19 protein-coding genes are annotated in these 16798 nt (G+C 48.9%); 1 reads left to right on the plus strand and 18 read right to left on the minus strand.

Annotation, left to right across the window (positions count from 1 at the left end; genetic code table 11):
• Nucleotides 1–5: 5 nt before the first annotated feature.
• The 6 genes from panC to bshB1 all read right to left on the minus strand — a co-directional run bounded on the left by panC (nucleotide 6) and on the right by bshB1 (nucleotide 5766).
• The gene (gene panC, locus KNO87_RS03935; protein WP_214793949.1) at nucleotides 6–836 is read right to left on the minus strand and encodes a pantoate--beta-alanine ligase; all 831 of its coding nucleotides are present in this window, start codon (nucleotides 834–836) and stop codon (nucleotides 6–8) included.
• A complete protein-coding gene (panB, locus tag KNO87_RS03940; RefSeq protein ID WP_214793951.1) occupies nucleotides 836–1669 on the minus strand; it encodes a 3-methyl-2-oxobutanoate hydroxymethyltransferase in 834 nt (277 codons plus the stop codon). Before panB ends, panC begins: the two co-directional genes overlap by 1 nt.
• Before the next feature lie 224 nt (nucleotides 1670–1893).
• Nucleotides 1894–2856 carry a biotin--[acetyl-CoA-carboxylase] ligase gene (locus KNO87_RS03945; RefSeq protein ID WP_214793953.1) on the minus strand — a complete coding sequence of 321 codons (963 nt, stop codon included), beginning with the start codon at nucleotides 2854–2856 and terminating at the stop codon, nucleotides 1894–1896.
• Nucleotides 2829–3968, minus strand: a complete 1140-nt coding sequence (locus KNO87_RS03950; protein ID WP_214793955.1) for a CCA tRNA nucleotidyltransferase — start codon at nucleotides 3966–3968, stop codon at nucleotides 2829–2831. Before KNO87_RS03950 ends, KNO87_RS03945 begins: the two co-directional genes overlap by 28 nt.
• The gene (gene bshA / locus KNO87_RS03955) at nucleotides 3965–5086 is read right to left on the minus strand and encodes an N-acetyl-alpha-D-glucosaminyl L-malate synthase BshA (protein ID WP_214793958.1); all 1122 of its coding nucleotides are present in this window, start codon (nucleotides 5084–5086) and stop codon (nucleotides 3965–3967) included. Before bshA ends, KNO87_RS03950 begins: the two co-directional genes overlap by 4 nt.
• Nucleotides 5083–5766 (minus strand): bacillithiol biosynthesis deacetylase BshB1, encoded by a 684-nt coding sequence (bshB1, locus tag KNO87_RS03960; RefSeq protein ID WP_214793961.1) that lies wholly within the window; start codon nucleotides 5764–5766, stop codon nucleotides 5083–5085. Before bshB1 ends, bshA begins: the two co-directional genes overlap by 4 nt.
• Nucleotides 5767–5878: 112 nt before the next feature.
• Here bshB1 and KNO87_RS03965 point away from each other — a divergent pair, with 112 nt between their 5' ends.
• Nucleotides 5879–6754, plus strand: coding sequence for a YitT family protein (locus KNO87_RS03965; RefSeq protein WP_214788607.1), 876 nt, complete (start codon nucleotides 5879–5881; stop codon nucleotides 6752–6754).
• Nucleotides 6755–6793: 39 nt separating this feature from the next.
• On the opposite strand, the gene KNO87_RS03970 is transcribed toward KNO87_RS03965, so the two are convergent.
• The 12 genes from KNO87_RS03970 to aroC all read right to left on the minus strand — a co-directional run bounded on the left by KNO87_RS03970 (nucleotide 6794) and on the right by aroC (nucleotide 16791).
• Nucleotides 6794–7252: a GreA/GreB family elongation factor gene (locus KNO87_RS03970; protein ID WP_214793964.1), complete on the minus strand. Its 459-nt coding sequence runs from the start codon at nucleotides 7250–7252 to the stop codon at nucleotides 6794–6796.
• A 59-nt stretch (nucleotides 7253–7311) separates the two neighbouring features.
• Nucleotides 7312–7995 carry a zinc metallopeptidase gene (locus KNO87_RS03975; RefSeq protein ID WP_214745364.1) on the minus strand — a complete coding sequence of 228 codons (684 nt, stop codon included), beginning with the start codon at nucleotides 7993–7995 and terminating at the stop codon, nucleotides 7312–7314.
• A 38-nt stretch (nucleotides 7996–8033) separates the two neighbouring features.
• Nucleotides 8034–8651 carry a DUF1405 domain-containing protein gene (locus KNO87_RS03980; protein ID WP_214793967.1) on the minus strand — a complete coding sequence of 206 codons (618 nt, stop codon included), beginning with the start codon at nucleotides 8649–8651 and terminating at the stop codon, nucleotides 8034–8036.
• A gap of 88 nt (nucleotides 8652–8739) precedes the next feature.
• On the minus strand, nucleotides 8740–9534 hold the full coding sequence (locus KNO87_RS03985; RefSeq protein ID WP_214788615.1) for a menaquinol-cytochrome c reductase cytochrome b/c subunit: 795 nt from the start codon (nucleotides 9532–9534) through the stop codon (nucleotides 8740–8742).
• Nucleotides 9535–9567: 33 nt separating this feature from the next.
• Nucleotides 9568–10239 (minus strand): menaquinol-cytochrome c reductase cytochrome b subunit, encoded by a 672-nt coding sequence (qcrB, locus tag KNO87_RS03990; RefSeq protein WP_015881478.1) that lies wholly within the window; start codon nucleotides 10237–10239, stop codon nucleotides 9568–9570.
• 19 nt (nucleotides 10240–10258) lie between these two features.
• A complete protein-coding gene (locus tag KNO87_RS03995; protein ID WP_074034622.1) occupies nucleotides 10259–10759 on the minus strand; it encodes a QcrA and Rieske domain-containing protein in 501 nt (166 codons plus the stop codon).
• Nucleotides 10760–10869: 110 nt separating this feature from the next.
• Nucleotides 10870–11310, minus strand: coding sequence for a DUF2487 family protein (locus KNO87_RS04000; protein ID WP_214788617.1), 441 nt, complete (start codon nucleotides 11308–11310; stop codon nucleotides 10870–10872).
• A gap of 160 nt (nucleotides 11311–11470) precedes the next feature.
• Nucleotides 11471–12004, minus strand: coding sequence for a ReoY family proteolytic degradation factor (locus KNO87_RS04005; RefSeq protein ID WP_214793970.1), 534 nt, complete (start codon nucleotides 12002–12004; stop codon nucleotides 11471–11473).
• Nucleotides 12005–12027: 23 nt separating this feature from the next.
• The gene (locus tag KNO87_RS04010; RefSeq protein WP_214793973.1) at nucleotides 12028–13302 is read right to left on the minus strand and encodes a tetratricopeptide repeat protein; all 1275 of its coding nucleotides are present in this window, start codon (nucleotides 13300–13302) and stop codon (nucleotides 12028–12030) included.
• A gap of 29 nt (nucleotides 13303–13331) precedes the next feature.
• On the minus strand, nucleotides 13332–14582 hold the full coding sequence (aroA, locus tag KNO87_RS04015; protein WP_214793976.1) for a 3-phosphoshikimate 1-carboxyvinyltransferase: 1251 nt from the start codon (nucleotides 14580–14582) through the stop codon (nucleotides 13332–13334).
• Nucleotides 14579–15634, minus strand: coding sequence for a 3-dehydroquinate synthase (locus KNO87_RS04020; protein ID WP_214793979.1), 1056 nt, complete (start codon nucleotides 15632–15634; stop codon nucleotides 14579–14581). Before KNO87_RS04020 ends, aroA begins: the two co-directional genes overlap by 4 nt.
• The gene (gene aroC / locus KNO87_RS04025; protein WP_214793982.1) at nucleotides 15628–16791 is read right to left on the minus strand and encodes a chorismate synthase; all 1164 of its coding nucleotides are present in this window, start codon (nucleotides 16789–16791) and stop codon (nucleotides 15628–15630) included. Before aroC ends, KNO87_RS04020 begins: the two co-directional genes overlap by 7 nt.
• Nucleotides 16792–16798: the final 7 nt, after the last annotated feature.

Below are 16798 nucleotides of genomic sequence, written 5' to 3' on the forward strand. Positions count from 1 at the left end.
TGGATTCATCCCTTCTTCCAAATCACATTATCAATCAATCGGGCTCGTTCGAATTGAACGGCCACCGCTATCAATATTTCATTCGAATCGCTTGAGGCAACACCGAGCGTCGGATAGTCCACGAGTTCGACATAATCGATTTGACTGTTTGGAATCCCGTCTAATCGTTCGGTCAATTGTCGTTTCACTTCCTCAATCTTGTGACCTGACTCAAGCGCTTCTCTTGCTACCGTCAACGCTTTAAAGATTTGACTCGCTTCTTCTTTTTCAACATCTGACAAATACACGTTTCGAGAAGACTTGGCTAATCCTGTCTCCTCACGAATAATCGGGCAGCGTCGAATGTCGACCGGAACAAAATAGTCTCGGACGTATCCTTCGATCAGCGCCACTTGCTGGGCATCTTTCAGACCGAAATAAGCACGTGTCGGTTGAACAAGGTTAAATAATTTAGAGACGATTGTCAACACACCATCAAAATGGCCGGGACGACTTGCCCCACATAACACGTCCGCGCCTTGGCGAACAGTGACGCGTGCCATATCAAGCGAATACATCGTCTCCGTTGTCGGATAGAACAGAAGGTCGACACCGGCTTCCCGAGCCAACTTTTCATCTCGTTCAAAATCTCGAGGATACCGATCGAGGTCTTCGTTCGGGCCGAACTGAGTCGGATTGACAAAGATACTCATGACAACGAAGTCATTTTCACGTCGTGCGTTCTCGACGAGACTCATATGTCCTTCATGCAAATATCCCATCGTGGGAACGAAGCCAACTGTTTGGTTCGTCGGAAGCGTGTGGCGCAACTCTTCAACGGTTGATACAATCTTCATCATTTTCCTCCATACAGCGAATCGAGTAATGATTCATCCATCGTGAACGTATGACGTTCAAGCGGGAATTGACCAGTTTTTGTCTCTTCCACATAAGAACGGATAGCCTCTGTCGCCACTTCATTCACATCCGCATATGCTTGAACAAATTTAGGTAAGCGGTCTACCCCGTACCTCAATACGTCGTGATAGACGAGTACTTGTCCGTCGACTTCCGCCCCGGCACCGATCCCGATGACTGGGATTGTCAACTCTTCTGCGATTCGTTTTGCTAACTGGTGAGGGACACACTCGAGGACGAGCATCTTCGCACCCGCTCGCTCGGCAGCCAAGCTGTCTTGAAGTAGTGTTTCCGCTGCCTCTAGCGACTTCCCTTGTACCTTGTACCCTTCTAATACACCGACCGATTGCGGAGTCAACCCTAGATGGGCGACGCACGGCATCCCAACCTGAGTCAGACGTTCAATCGTCTGTAAGACTTCGCCGGCACCTTCTAGTTTAATGGCATCCGCATGTCCTTCTTGGAATAGACGGGACGCTGCCTGGAGCGTCCGATCAAAATCACCATGGTATGTCGCAAATGGCATATCCACTACGACGAACGTGTTTTTCGCCCCACGGCGTACAGCTTTCGAGTGGTGAAGCATATCTTCCGTCGTCACTGGGATTGTCGAATCATACCCAAGAACGACCATCCCAAGGGAATCGCCGACCAGAATCAAATCGACACCTGCCGCTTCTGCCAGCTTCGCTGACGGATAATCATACGCCGTCAACATGACGAGCTTTTCCTGCTCGTTCATCTTTTTCAATAATGAAGTCATCGTGTGCATCTGTTTCTCCTCCTAAACGTGGAGACAGGAAAGAATAAACGCCTTCTTACACGAATGGCAAGAAGGCGCACGAAAAACAAGTTCATGGTTTTCATGAGTAGTGTCCTTCTGTCCCTGTCAAAATGATCAAGGCAGACAACTGATTGTGACAGTCTGCAAGTGCGGTACACTTCAACAAATGATAGCGTCCGACACATTAAGTATAGTCGATGGTCTCGCTTTCATCAATCATTCCACACTGCAATCTCAGCAGAGTAAATCGTTTCGATCTTTCCATCTGCCTCAAGAAGCAACGCGCCCTCTTCGGATATCCCTCGCATGACACCAGATCGCGACGCACGAGAAGCGTTCAACGTGATCGTTTCATTTAAATAGGCGGCATGACGCATCCAATTTACTCGAATCGGGTCAAACCCCGCTTCGAGGAATCGATCGTATTCGATTTCAAGTTCAGCTAGCAATTCAGCCAATAGTTCACTTCGACGGTATCGTTTACCGGTCTCTAGGTAAAGGGAGGTGGCTCGATGTGCCAACTCTTGCGGAACCGCCTCGCCATTGACGTTCACGCCGAACCCTAAGATGACAGCTTGGATACGGTCGCCTTCCGTCTGCATTTCTGTCAAAATACCGCCGATTTTCTTTCCATTCAATAATAAGTCGTTTGGCCATTTAATCGTGACATCAAGGTGTCGATGATTAAGCGCTCTTGCGAAGGCGCTCGCTGCCATCAATGTCAGTTTCGACGCGTCACGAATTGGCAAATCGGGTCTCAGGATGATACTCGCCGCAATATTGACTTGTTTCGGGTTATGCCAATGTCGCCCGAGTTGTCCCCGTCCTGCAGTCTGTTCCTCACTAATAACGAGTGTCCCTTCTGGTACATGTTGTTGAGCTAGCTCATGGGCGATTCGTTGTGTCGTATCAATCTGCTCATATGCATGCACAGTTTGACCGAATCGGCCTTTTCGGAATGAGACGAAAGCTGGTTCATCCAACCGGTCGCTCTGTTCGATCAGTTGATATCCTTTACGGGGAATGGTATGAATCGCGTACCCGTCTTGCTTTAGGGTTTCGATATGTTTCCAAATAGCGGTACGTGAAATATTCAATTGGCGCGCCAATTCTTGTCCGCTCCATACTTCCCCATTTTGTAACAGTGTCAGGACACGCCCGCGCGTTGAAGCCATCTTCTCGCCTCCTCTTTCAATACAGTCTCATGATTCGGAATGTCTTGTGAAATGACACGTCGTTCGAGATCGAGCAACAGGTGCTTGATTGCCTCTCCTCTCGCCCCGAGTTCAAGGGCATCCCGGCCATTGAATTTCAGTTCTTGACGAGATTGGATCGGGAGCAATCGCTTCAGTTCACGACTGCGGTCCTCTTCACCATTCATTTTAAAATAAGTCGAGAGCGTGTCTTCATCCGTCATGTAGACCGTCATCACATCGAGACCCGTTTCACAGAGTTCGGCGAGTGTCCGTGCCTCCCGCTTGATCGCGTTCGATCGTTTCCATGGAAGTAGCCACGTCTCATCTTTCGCATGATATAAGAAGAGAGCCCAGCCACTGACCGCGTTCACGGGAGTCCGCTCATCTTGTTGCACCCGCTGCATCAATTCGGTCGTCACGTTCGGCAAATGACGATGGATGCCGAGTTCGACCATCTCGGCCAACGCTTTTCGGTAGGCAGGTCCGGTCAGCAGCTTTTCAAACTCGATCGCGATGCGCTCCATCGCAATCTGTTCGAGCTTATGGCTAAGCGCACTCGCCGCGTCGCGCAATTCCTCATGTAAGGTGAAATCGAGCTGGGACATGAAACGGAGGGCACGCATGATCCGAAGGGCATCCTCACCGAACCGCTCGAAAGGACTCCCGACCGTCCGGATGATCCGTTCCTCTAAATCATGCTGACCCCCAAATAAATCCACGACCTGACCGTCATGGAACGCCATCGCGTTCATCGTAAAGTCGCGACGCAACATGTCCTCTTCGAGTGTCACCCCGAGTGCGACATGGTCCGGACGTCTTGAATCTGAATACGCCCCTTCCGAACGAAATGTCGTCACTTCAAACGGGTGATGGTCAATGATGACCGTGACCGTTCCATGCTCGATACCGGTCGGGACCGATTTCGGGAACAGTGCCATCACTTCCTCCGGAAACAGAGAAGTCGCCAAGTCGATATCGTCGGGCAAACTTCCGAGCACATAGTCCCGAACGGCCCCACCGACGATGTACGCCTCACCGCCATGTTGTTCGATTGTCTCGATGATCTGTTTTGCATACTCCCACTCTGTCATGAAGTCACCACCTGTTCATACAAGCGCTCATATTGTGTCACGATGTCTTGCGAAGCGAAACGCTTCGATTTTTCGAGTCCATTTTGTCTGAACCGCTCTTGAAGTACCGTATCTGTCAATATGCGTTGCATCGCCAGAGCGGCGATTGTCGCCTCACCTCGCGGAACGACAAAGCCGTCCTCGCCGTCCGTGATGACTTCCGGTAAGCCGCCTGCGTCACTGACGACCGATGGGACACCCGTCGCCATCGCCTCGAGTGCGACGAGACCGAACGCCTCTTTGTCTGACAATAGGACATGAACGTCACTAATGGAGAGGAGTGCGGCGACTTGCTCTTGTTTCCCGGCAAAGATGACGTCGTCTTCAAGTCCCATCTCTGTCACGAGACGGCGCATAGCACCCATGAGAGGACCATCTCCGACGAGTAACAGTTTTTTATGTGGTACCTCCATCTTGTCGAACGCCTCAAGGACAAGGTCGACACGTTTGACGGGACGGAAGTTTGAAATGTGGATGACGACTCGGTCATCTGCCGTCAGACCGTATCTTTCACGTAATGTCGGGTCGATTTGAGGTGTATAGACCGACTCATCGATAAAGTTGTGAATCACTTGAATCGGTAAATCACCTGCGATCCGCTCCTCTGTCTCCCGTTTCAAACTATGTGAGACGGCCGTGATGGCATTGGATTGGCGCAAACCATAAAGAATCGCCGGTTTCAATTCCTCATCCTCACCGAGCACCGTGATGTCGGTCCCATGTAACGTCGAGACGATCGGTGTCTTCACACCGGCCATCTCCCGACCAAGCGCAGCACATACAGCATGTGGGACCGCGTAATGCGCATGAATGACATCAAGTCCGAACGACTGGATGACACTCGCGATTTTCGCCGATAGCGTCATATCGTACGGCGGATAGCGAAAGACTGAATATTGATTGATCTCGACTTGGTGGAACGTGATATTCGGGTGGTAGGCGTTTAAACGGAACGGCATACTGCTCGTGATGAAGTGGACGTCATGTCCGCGGTCTGCAAGCTTCATCCCGAGTTCTGTCGCTAAAATCCCTGAGCCTCCGACCGATGGATAACAAAGAATCCCAATCCGATATGTCATGTGAGATCACCTGCCTGTTTCACGACATACGGTCGCACTCGCTTCAAACCTTCAGCATAGGAGACGCCAATCAAACTTCCAAAATGTCGTTCACGGGCGACCACCCGTTCTACATAAGCGTCTGTAAGTGGCGTTTTCACCCCGTCAACAGGCGTGAATTGACTCGCATAACATTGCAGCGCCTGAGTCTTCACTTCAATTGTCTCGCTAATATCGACACATACGTCTGGCTCGACGTGCGCATTGATCATATATTGGTACACACTTTCCGGTCGATATGCCGGAAGCTCCGGTAAATATTTTTGGATACCGGCGTTGAACAGCGCCTCTGTCACCAAGTAAGCACAAGCTGAATGATCTGGATGACGGTCGACCTCATATGGATAAATCAAGTGTGTCGGACGTTCAAGACGAATCAACGAAACAATTGCCTCGAGTTGCTCTGCGCTTCCATCTATCCCCCGGTCTTTAAAGCCGAGATTTATGCGACGGACACCGAGCACAGCATCTGCCGCACTTGCTTCTCGTTGTCGTGTTTCTACATCACCATTCGAAGATAGCTCCGCTCTCGTCAAATCGACGTAAACGACCTCAATCTTCTCTTTTGTCCATTGGGCGGTCATCCCTGCAATCCCGATTTCGATATCATCTGGATGTGCCCCGATGGCTACTACTTTCATCTACATCACCTCTTCTTTGAAAAGTATAGCCGACTCGTTTCTGAATGTCATATGTTCAGGGTAGTCAATCGAACTGTTTTTCGAGTAATCTATCTAAGGGGAGGTGAACCTGATGACGGTACAATTACCGATTCGTGTTCGAAATATTATATTCATTTTAATAGGTTCTTTTATTTTTGCATTCGGCGTTTATCACTTCAACGTCCAAAACAATTTGGCTGAAGGTGGATTCACCGGAATCACCTTGATTCTTCGGGGTCTCTTTGATATCTCGCCTTCCATTACGAACTTGGCGTTAAACATCCCGCTCTTTTTCATGAGTTACAAGTTGTTAGGTCGAACGACGTTCATCTATACACTCATCGGGACGTTCTCATTCTCACTTTGGTATGCACTCATCGCTAAATATTCTACGCTCGTCATCGACCTGACGGATGATATGGTGCTCGCCAGTTTGTTCGCCGGTCTCTTTATCGGGGTCGGGCTCGGCATCATCTTCAACAATGGCGGGACGACCGGTGGCGTCGACATTATCGCGCGTCTCGTCCAACGGTATATCGGTTGGTCAATCGGAAAGACGTTTCTCATCTTCGACTTCTTTGTCATCGTCCTTAGTTTGACGTATCTCGATTACCGTGAGGCGATGTATACACTTCTCGCTGTATATATCGGGGCACGTGTCATTGACTCGATGCAAGAAGGGACGTATGCCGGTAAAGCCGCGATGATCATCAGTGACCACCGGACCGCCATCGCTGATGGGATTCACGCGACGATGAACCGCGGCACGACAAGGTTGCTTGCCAAAGGTGGCTACTCAAATCGTGACCTTGAAGTATTGTACGTCGTCGTCGGACGAAATGAAGTGAACCGTTTGAAGACGATCGTCAAACAGATCGATCCGCACGCATTTGTCACGTTCCACCACGTCTATGAAGTTGGCGGAGAAGGGTTCACGTTCGATGAGAATCGGATTCCGTTGAAGTAAACAAAAATCGCCCGTTCATATGATGAACGAGGCGATTTTTTATGCTTCAATGCTAAGTACTTCGAATGCCAGCGTACCTTCGGGCGATTCGACGTGTACGATTTGACCAACCGTAGCACCAATCAAATTGCGACCGAGTGGCGATGAGCTTGAAATACTCCCTTGTCCTAAGTCCGCTTCGGCCTCACTTACGATTCGATAGCTCTCCGTCTCCTCGTCGTTTCGTTCCCGAATGACGACCTTGTTTCCGAATGACACGACGTCCGTTTGTTTGGATTCGACGATTGTCGCGTCGTCAAGCAAGCGTTCAAGTTCTAAAATATCCGCCTCCATCCGCTCATAATCACGTACCGCTTCGACATAGGTGACATCTTCTCGGAAATCACAAAACTTTCGCGCCGTCCGCATGCGTTCACGTGCAACCGTCCGGGCATGCTTTAACGTCGCGAGCCTATTTTTCACTTGATCATGACCCATCACTGTCAGTTGTGGCTTCATGGACAACATCTCCCTCTCTCAACAAATCAAAAAATCCCGCCGGTTGACGGGATTTCGTTCTATTCTTCTCGTGGCATGAAGACGATGAGTGCCAAACGAATGAGTTCGGCAACGGCAACGAGCGTCGCAGCCACATATGTCCATGCTGCGGCATTCAATACTTTACGTGCACCTGACTCTTCTGTCGCCGTCACGATTCCGTGTGACGTCAACTGTGCCATCGCCCGTTTCGAAGCATCGAACTCGACCGGTAGCGTAATCAATTGGAATACGACCGCCCCGAGCATCATGATGACACCGAGTTGTGCCAATCCGAGTGCGCCGAACAAGAAGCCTCCGAGCAATAACGGGAATGACAAGTTCGACGTAATGTTAACGACTGGAACGAGACTATGACGAACGCGCATCATCTTGTAGTCAGTCGCATCTTGAATGACGTGACCAATCTCGTGGGCCGCAATCGCAGCCGATGAAATCGTCGACCCTTGATACACTTCACGAGACAGACGAACGACTTTATTGACCGGGTCATAGTGATCGCTCATGAGTCCATCGACCATTTCGATTCGTACATTGTGAACACCGTTCTGTTTCATGATGAAGTCAGCGACTTGTGCGCCTGTGACACCGCTTTGAAGCGGTTGTTTTAAGAACTGTTTGTACGTGCTTTTCACTCGCATCTGGGCCCATAAAGGGATGAGCATAATCAGTGCAAGATAGAAAATATAGCCACCTAATGACATTTTCTATTTCACCTCTGCGTGTATTTGATAATTTGATTTTACATTCTTATGAACTTATTTTCAAGCGAAGGGCGTAGGACGAACGCATATCCCATAAAAAAACATAATCCCGTTAACCAAAACGAGCCGTAGCCGATCCACATAATATGTTCTGCGAGTGACGGATAGCGCGGCCATTGACCGAGCACGTAATCGACCACGTCATTATGAATTACCCAAATGAGCGAGCAGACAAACGATGTAACTGTCCATTTCATAAACGGTGCATAGATGAGTGCCTGAAGCGCCATCGCTCCGTGGGAGACCATCAACATGACCGCCATTAAGACGGTGAGGGTCGGTGCATCAGGCGGTAACGTCCCTAAAAACATGATATTCATGATGACGGCCCATACCCCATATTTAATCAACGTAATGAACGCAAGCGTCTCAAACAGCGGAGAGCGTTTGTTCGCAATCCATAGCCCGAGCACAATCGTAAAGAAGAGGGATGCCGTTGGGCTATCCGGAACGAATGGCCAATATACATAAGCTGTATCCCGTAGTTGAGGTTCATACCAAATATAGCCGTAAATTGTACCTCCTAAGTTGATGACAAATAAAAGAGTCAGCACGATTCGATGCATCAAGAAAGGTTTTAAAAACGTCGGGTTCATTGTCTCCATCCTTTTTTCTTCAGTTTATCGCAATACGAACAAATAAGTAAAAAAGTGTAGCCTGGTTTCTCAGGCTACACTTTATAGCTTACTCGTTATTTTCGCCGCCTTCACCATATGAAGCGATGAACTCAGATAATACTTGTAAATCTTCAGGTGAGCCGTCCCACTGACCAGCAGGCATCGTCCCAATCCCGTTTACAGCAATATCTGCAATCTCTTCAGCCGTGTACGTCGTACCGACCAAGGCAGGAGCAGCTGCTCCACCTTCTAAGTTTTGACCGTGACAGTTCACACATGATTGAGCCGAATAAATCTCATATCCTGGTGCAGCTGTATCAATTTCAGGACCTTCACCTGGAATTTGAAGTTCACCTTGTGCATGAACTTGATCCCAGTGTGTCGTTTGAACAGATTCCCAAGTCAAGTAGAAGACTGAAAGAATACCGAGCATCATGAAACTAATGGCGACTGGTCGTTTCGCAGGGCGACGCTCGAGACCTTGGTCAAGCCAAGGTGCGATGAGAAGTGCCGTGAACGCCAAACCTGGAATAATGACTGTACCGAGTAAGATCCAGTCTCCAGCAGCGAATTGATATTTGAGTAACTGATACAAGAACAAGAAATACCAGTCCGGTAATGGAATGTATGACGTGTTCGTTGGATCGGCGATATTTTGAAGCGGTGGTGCCTCGACAATCGTCAAAGCGATGAATCCGATCAAGAAGACCGAACCTACCATCCACTCTTTAAGCAAGAAGTTTGGCCAAAACGCTTCTGTGCGTCCTGGATATTCTGAATAGTCTTTTGCAATGTTTTGTTTCCGATTCGAGATTCCTACTCGAGAGTCGGTTACAAATTTCATCCCTTTACCGCGATGCATATCGTTTCTCCTCCTTTTTCTTCTCGAATCGGCTTATAGCGGTCCAGAAACCCCTTGTTTACGAATCATCAAGAAGTGGGCTCCCAATAGTCCGAACAATGCCGCCGGTAAGAAGAAGACGTGGATGGCGAAGAATCGTGCGAGTGTGCTCGCCCCGACAATCTCACCACCGGCGAGAAGTGTCTTCGCAATACCACCGATGACCGGTACACTTTCAGCAATTTGAAGCGTAACTTTCGTTGCGAACAACGCTTTCATGTCCCAAGGAAGCAAGTATCCTGTAAGTCCAAGCGCCAAGACGACGAAGAACAAGAGAACACCGACGACCCAGTTAAGCTCACGTGGCTTTTTATACGATCCCGTGAAGAACACGCGGAGCGTATGTAAGAATAACATGACGATGGCAACGGATGCGCCCCAGTGGTGCATCCCACGAACGATTTGTCCGTGTGCGATTTCATTTTGTAAATAGTACACCGACGCGTGCGCGTTGATGATATCTGGTACATAGTACATCGTCAAGAACATCCCAGAAAGGATTTGAATGACGATCGTAAAGAATGTCAAACCGCCAAAACAATAGACAAATGCAGAGAAGTGATGAGCAGGGTTGACGTGTTCCGGTACTTCATGGTCTGCGATATCGCGCCAGAGCGGTGTGATGTCTACGCGTTCATCGACCCAATCATAAATTTTTTGTAACATCGGCTAGTTCCCCCTCTCATTACTGAGCGACTGGACTACCTAAATATAGGAAGCCGTCTTTTTCTTCTTTTTCATAACGTGCAAGTGGTGCAGTTGGTGGTGTACCTGGAATGTTCGTTCCATCTTTTTCATAACGTCCTAAGTGACACGGACAGAAGAATTCTTGTGGACGAGTCGGATCACCAGCAAAAGCTACCTGGCAGCCAAGGTGTGTACAAATCGGAGAAAGTGCGATGATTTCGCCACTTTCTGTTTTGTATACCCATGCTGAAAGTGTTTCTTCAAATTCGTACCAAGCATCTTGTGTTTGTTTCTTAAAGTCGACACGTTGCGGCTCAGTCGTGATGTCATCAAGACTCATTACTTTTACTTTGTCGCCTGCTCCAGATTTTTTCAAAACCGGATCGATCGCAAAGTTGACCATCGGACTGATCAATGTTGCCGCCATAAAGCCACCTACTCCAGTCAGTGTGTACGTTAAGAACTGACGGCGCGTGACTTTTGACCCATTTTGAGCCATTTCGTTCCCCCCTCATTCGTGTGCATAACCCCATAATTCTTTATGCATTCTTCACAAAAATTTCTCACTCAACAAAATAGTATATCAATAAAACCTCTACGTCAACCGCTTCATGTCGCCATCCAACGGCTCGAAAGTTCCGTGATAACTTGTGTCGCAAAATTTTGTACCATCGTATGCGCCTGATCGCTCGTCATCGCTCCTAGCGCTAACGGCGGCACGAACAAAATTGGCAATTCATACGGCTTAAAACGGACGTCTGATGCAATGAACAAAACGTGAGAAAATCCGGATGTTTCCGCTTTTTCCACTACATCTTTCGCTAATTCTACACCAGCTTCCACATCGGTGTAACTGATTGTCGGGCTGAGCATCGTTCGACCAGATAATTGACGTTCTGTCTCGACCGTAACGGCATGAATGACTTCATAGCTTTCGGCTTTACGAACCATATCCTCACCAAACGCCAATTCTGCGAGCGGAACGATGAGCGTATCGACGTATTGTCGTTCGGCAATCGAGCGTAGTGCCCCTTGACTATCGAACCTCATCTTTTCCCTCCTCTCCAACTGATCTCATCATGTCTATTGTATCGTACATGACTTCGTTCACGTTTCAAACTTATGAACGAACTGTGAAATAATTGTGTATTCCTACGTTATTAATATACCAAAAAACAAGCGCCTACCGGAACGGAAGCGCTTGTTTTTTTCAAAATAATTTAGATGCCCGTACTTGGTGAAGCTGACTCGTCAAATTGCGAAATAGATTTTCGTCTCGGCGATCGAGTGCTTTATCGATTTCAATCAATAGTCGCTCCTCTTCAAATTGGGCAACCGAGGCTTGAATGACCGTCTGGGCAGAGGAAGAAACTTCATCCTTCACTTCTGCCACCGGCTCAAACGGATTCTGTTCCACGATATCGATCCAGTTCTCGTCAATCATCATGCCCTGGAAGTTCAATTCCACATAGATCGGCCCATCGTGCAGACGGATGTCGTGATAAGCCTTCTCAGGATTCATGGTCACAAGGTCTCCCCGTCGATATCGAAACGGTTCACCGTCAAATCCGTACGCCGTCATTACAAGACTTCGCGGCGAGACCGAGGCGTTCGTGACGAAATGAACGTTGCCAAGCTTATCGGGATGTCTCAACCAATAGTCAAGAATCCACTTTGCTTCACGTTTCCGAAGTGTATGATGAGCGACAAATCGCTTCAAAAAATTCCGTTTCCGCTCGACCATCTGACCTCATTCCCTTCCCTTTATCATTCTACGTCATCAGACAATTGTTCGAGCTGGTCTTCGAGCACTTGGCGATCTTCAAGGTCGACCACCAATGCAAGCGATTGCTCGACCACACGTCGCGCGTCTTGTCTACGACCTTCCTCTATCAACAGTGTAGCCCATTCTGTCACAAATGACACGTCCTCTTTCATCATCGGCTCAATCGAGGCATATAAACTGACTGCTTCTGCATATTCTTCAAGCTCATATTTCGCTTTCGCCTTGTACCAAGTCATAAGCGGCGATGACGCATGATCTTCAAGTGCATCTATTGTTTCGAGGACGTCATCGATTTCTCCTGCTTCGAATAAAATCGATAAGATCAATTCTGTCGCTTGTAGCGATTCCGGATTCAAAACGAGTGCTTCCCGAAGCTCTTTAATGGCCCCTTCACGGTTTCCGAGTTTGAGGAGCAATTTCGCTTTGACGTGACGAAGTTCGTCATTATAGTCGTCACGCGTGATTCCTTGGTCTACGATTTCAAGCGCTTCTTCCGTCTGTCCAAGCGCGTCTAATGCTTCGGTGTACGGGAGATAGAGCGACGTAAAGTCCGGGTCCATTGCCTGGAGCTCTTTAAATTGCTTGATAGCGACTTCTTCTCGCCCGATCCGGTGAGCTGTCATGGCATGTCCAAAGACAGTATTTAAATCGCGATGTGTTGCTTTTTCATACTCTTCAAGCGCCTCTTCGAATGATCCGACCATCGTGAGTGCTTCCGCATAATCCGCTTGGTAATCAATTTCAGCCGGTAATTTCATTTTCGGAAGTCGCGCATAAAGCGGAATGGCTTGTTCAAACGAACCAGTCGATGCATACAATTCCGCTAACCCGTAAATGAGTAACGGTTCGTCCGGGTTCTTTTCAAGTGCTTCCATCAGTTTTTTCACGGCTACTTCATCGAGCCCTTGAGATTGATACAAATCTGCTAACAAGACGAGACTTCTCACTTGCGTCTCGGCGTCATCTGACTTGATTTTCTCTAACACTGCAATCGCCTCTTCTTCGCGGTCACTGTCTAAATATGCCTCCGCGAGTGAGAGAGCGACGTTCGGGTCCCCTTCGTAGTCGACGTATAATTTTGATAGGACGTCGGTCGCACGGTCGGCAAGACCAAGTTCTAAATACAAGTCGGCGATTGCGAGGCGATCGTCATCGGACCCTTCTTTTTCAAGTTCTTCTATATGCGCAAGAGCATGTTCAGTCTCTCCTGATTCAAGCATCTCGATTATATGTGTTAGTGCTGCTTCATCTAGCATGTTTCGTCCTCCTGGCCTTCGGTTTGTCGTTATTCTATCTCACGCTGAATCCGTTGTAAATCTTGACGGAAGTCGGGATAGCTGACATCGGACGCATCGATGCCTTCAATTTGGATGGTATCCTCTGTGACGAGTGATGCGATTTGTAACATCATCGACAGACGATGGTCACCATATGTTGAGACGTTTCCGCCATGAATACGACTCGGTTTTACGATAAATCCGTCCTCTCTTCCAACGATGTCCACGCCTAGTTTACGTAACTCCGAGACGACCACGTCAATCCGATCGGTCTCTTTCACTCTCAGTTCCGCTGCGTCTTTCACGATGGATGGTGAATTCGCCTGTGAGGCGACGAGCGCAAATAACGGTAATTCATCGATTTGCGACGGGATCATTTCCCCTTCGACGACCGTACCAGACAGCTCACTCGACGTCACGGTAACATCGCCGACCACTTCCTCACCGACAGTTCGTTCATTGGAAATGACAACACTCGCACCCATGCGCTCGAGTGTACGTAAAAATCCGATTCTTGTCTCATTCAAACAGACGTCCGTCGTCGTGACCGAACTGTTCGGTACGATCGCTGCTCCTGCCCAGAAAAAGGCAGCCGATGAAGGGTCTGCTGGCACATCGACCGTCGCGCCGTTCAGACGAGTCGGTTCAATGCGAATCACACGTATCCTTTCTTCTTCATCAACGGATAGGTTCGCCCCAAAGAGTGGCAACATTCGCTCAGTATGATCTCTAGACAACATCGGCTCACGCACAATTGTCGTTCCTTCAGCACGTAACCCTGCGAGAAGGACCGCCGATTTCACTTGGGCACTCGCAACCGGTAACGTATAGTCGATGGATTGTAGCGTTTTCCCTTCGATCACGAGAGGTGCCACATCTCCTGTTACGGCCGCCCCCATTTCACGTAGTGGTGCTGTGACGCGTCGCATCGGACGTTTCGATAGGGATTCATCGCCCACGAGTTCAAATGAACCATCATATCCAGACAAGAGCCCAAGCAACAAGCGCATCGTCGTCCCCGAGTTCCCACAGTCAAGTCGTGCCGAGCGAGGAGTTTCTACACCCGTAATGACGAGTTCGTCTTGTCGTTCGGTCACGTGTGCTCCGAGTAATTGAATGATGTCGAGTGTCGAACGACAATCGGCACCGAGGAGCGGATGCAATACACGCGTCGTCCCAGTCGCCATCATGCCGAATAAAAGCGCACGATGGGTGATCGATTTATCACTCGGAACACGGATTGTACCGTTTAAACTCATCGTTCCCACCATCCTTTCATCTGTTCAAATGTATGTTGAATCTGCTCTAGCGGTACTGCTTCAACGGCAATCGAGTCACGAAGCAAGACAAATCGGATTTCTCCGTGTCGATTCTTTTTATCACGAGTCATTTTTTCAACGTAATGGTCGAACGGTTTCCAGTCAATCGGCGTGACGTCGTTCATACGGATCCACTCAAACAACCGTCTCGCCCGCGACTCGTCATTCGATAGTAAAAAGGCAAATACCATCCCATGCAAAACCGCTTCACCGTGAGGAATACGATACGCCTCGACAGATTCTAGTGCATGCCCAAACGTATGCCCGAAGTTGAGCCAAGCGCGAATACCTTGTTCCCGCTCATCTGTCTCGACAATCGCTCGTTTCACTTCAATACCGCGAGCGAGCCATGTGATCCAATCTATCTTTACAAGTCCAGTCAGTGCGAAAAACAAGTCGTCCTCGAAAGAGGATTCGAGGACGTAACGTGATAAATACGCATGTTTTAGCAGTTCACCGATGCCACTTCGCACTTCATGTACCGGCAAGGTTTCAAAACGAGAGACGTTATAATAGACGCCCACCGGTTGATAGAAAGAACCAATCGCATTTTTCGCGAGCGGATGATTGACGGCGACTTTACCTCCGACAGCCGAATCGTGAGCCAAAATCGTCGTCGGGACTTGTATGTAAGGAACACCGCGCATATAGACACTCGCTAAAAATCCAGCTAAATCGCCAACCATCCCGCCACCGAAAGCAATAATCAGGGTGTGACGGTCACATCCGTGCCTCAATCCTTCCGAGACAAGCTGATCGAGCCGCGATAACGACTTCGACGCATCACCGGCTTCGACGACAGACCAAACGACGCGCGAATGAACGTGTTTTAACTTTTCGAGGAACGATTCCCCGTAAAGTGAATCGACATGTTCGTCCGTAATGACCCAGAGCATCGAGGCATGTGACCAATCATTTGTTCCAATCCAACGATCTTCATTGTCGACCACGACGTTGTACGGGGTCGATGCTGTTATCGGAATGGTCACCATACACGCAACTCCTCCCGATATTCATCGACCCGACGTTTGATTCGTTCCATCGTATCGTGACCGAACGTCTCACATACTTCCTTCGCAATTTCGAACGCGATGACCGCCTCGACGACGAGTGATGCTGCAGGAACAGCACATGAGTCACTCCGTTCAATTTGAGCGAGGAACGCCTCTTTCGTATCAATATCGACCGATTGAAGTGGTTTATAGAGCGTCGGGATCGGTTTCATGACCGCTGAACAGAGGATCGGCATTCCCGTTGTCATCCCGCCTTCAAAGCCCCCGAGGTGATTACTGAGTCGCGTATACCCGTCGTCACCGTAAGCAATCGGGTCCATCACTTCTGATCCAGGTCGATATGCCATGTCAAAACCGTCTCCGAACTCCACACCTTTAAATGCGTTGACACTCATGACAGCCTGCGCAATTTTCGCATCCAGTTTCCGGTCGTATTGCACGTAGGAACCAAGTCCAGGAACGACACCATGCACTTCCGTACAGACGATGCCGCCAATCGAGTCTCCGTTTGACTTCGCTTCATCGATGCGACGCATCATTCGCTCGGCGGCTACCTCGTCAAGCGTTCGGACAGGTGAAGCATCGATGATTTCTTTTGCTTCTTGAAGTGATTCGAACGCACGCGTTTCCGCCTCTTCCCCGCCGATTACTTTTACATAACTGAAGAGGGACACCCCGACTTGTTCGAGCAACTGTTTACAGAAGGCACCGACCGCGACACGTGCAGCCGTCTCCCTTGCACTCGAGCGTTCCAAGACGTCACGTAAATCACGATGGTCATATTTCATCCCACCGACCAAGTCGGCATGACCTGGTCTCGGCCGCGAGACACGTCGTTTGACTTCGAGGTCGTCATCGATCGGCTCGGCTTGCATGACGTGCTTCCAATGGGTATGATCTTTATTCTCAATCCAAAATGTAATCGGAGCACCTGTTGTCTTACCGTGTCGTATACCTGAACGAACATCTACCTGGTCTGATTCGATTTGCATGCGACGTCCTCGTCCATATCCAGACTGACGCTTTTTCAATTCTATGTTGATTTGATATAAATCTATAGCTAGACCGGCAGGGGCACCTTCAATGATGACCGTCAGTCCCGGACCATGTGATTCACCAGCTGTCAAATAGCGCATCCGCTCA

This window comes from Exiguobacterium sp. s34, assembly GCF_018617435.1.
Lineage (GTDB): Bacteria > Bacillota > Bacilli > Exiguobacteriales > Exiguobacteriaceae > Exiguobacterium > Exiguobacterium aestuarii.

Bases quoted from the DNA above. Each gene is read 5' to 3' on its own strand.
- panB (WP_214793951.1), bottom strand. From the start codon at position 1,669: ATGCACACGATGACTTCATTATTGAAAAAGATGAACGAGCAGGAAAAG.
- KNO87_RS03965 (WP_214788607.1), top strand. From the start codon at position 5,879: ATGACGGTACAATTACCGATTCGTGTTCGAAATATTATATTCATTTTA.
- KNO87_RS03950 (WP_214793955.1), bottom strand. From the start codon at position 3,968: ATGACAGAGTGGGAGTATGCAAAACAGATCATCGAGACAATCGAACAA.
- KNO87_RS03985 (WP_214788615.1), bottom strand. From the start codon at position 9,534: ATGCATCGCGGTAAAGGGATGAAATTTGTAACCGACTCTCGAGTAGGA.
- KNO87_RS04000 (WP_214788617.1), bottom strand. From the start codon at position 11,310: ATGAGGTTCGATAGTCAAGGGGCACTACGCTCGATTGCCGAACGACAA.
- qcrB (WP_015881478.1), bottom strand. From the start codon at position 10,239: ATGTTACAAAAAATTTATGATTGGGTCGATGAACGCGTAGACATCACA.
- bshA (WP_214793958.1), bottom strand. From the start codon at position 5,086: ATGACATATCGGATTGGGATTCTTTGTTATCCATCGGTCGGAGGCTCA.
- KNO87_RS04005 (WP_214793970.1), bottom strand. From the start codon at position 12,004: ATGGTCGAGCGGAAACGGAATTTTTTGAAGCGATTTGTCGCTCATCAT.
- bshB1 (WP_214793961.1), bottom strand. From the start codon at position 5,766: ATGAAAGTAGTAGCCATCGGGGCACATCCAGATGATATCGAAATCGGG.
- aroC (WP_214793982.1), bottom strand. From the start codon at position 16,791: ATGCGCTATTTGACAGCTGGTGAATCACATGGTCCGGGACTGACGGTC.
- KNO87_RS03970 (WP_214793964.1), bottom strand. From the start codon at position 7,252: ATGAAGCCACAACTGACAGTGATGGGTCATGATCAAGTGAAAAATAGG.
- panC (WP_214793949.1), bottom strand. From the start codon at position 836: ATGAAGATTGTATCAACCGTTGAAGAGTTGCGCCACACGCTTCCGACG.
- KNO87_RS03980 (WP_214793967.1), bottom strand. From the start codon at position 8,651: ATGAACCCGACGTTTTTAAAACCTTTCTTGATGCATCGAATCGTGCTG.
- KNO87_RS03995 (WP_074034622.1), bottom strand. From the start codon at position 10,759: ATGGCTCAAAATGGGTCAAAAGTCACGCGCCGTCAGTTCTTAACGTAC.
- KNO87_RS03975 (WP_214745364.1), bottom strand. From the start codon at position 7,995: ATGTCATTAGGTGGCTATATTTTCTATCTTGCACTGATTATGCTCATC.
- aroA (WP_214793976.1), bottom strand. From the start codon at position 14,582: ATGAGTTTAAACGGTACAATCCGTGTTCCGAGTGATAAATCGATCACC.
- KNO87_RS03945 (WP_214793953.1), bottom strand. From the start codon at position 2,856: ATGGCTTCAACGCGCGGGCGTGTCCTGACACTGTTACAAAATGGGGAA.
- KNO87_RS04020 (WP_214793979.1), bottom strand. From the start codon at position 15,634: ATGGTGACCATTCCGATAACAGCATCGACCCCGTACAACGTCGTGGTC.
- KNO87_RS04010 (WP_214793973.1), bottom strand. From the start codon at position 13,302: ATGCTAGATGAAGCAGCACTAACACATATAATCGAGATGCTTGAATCA.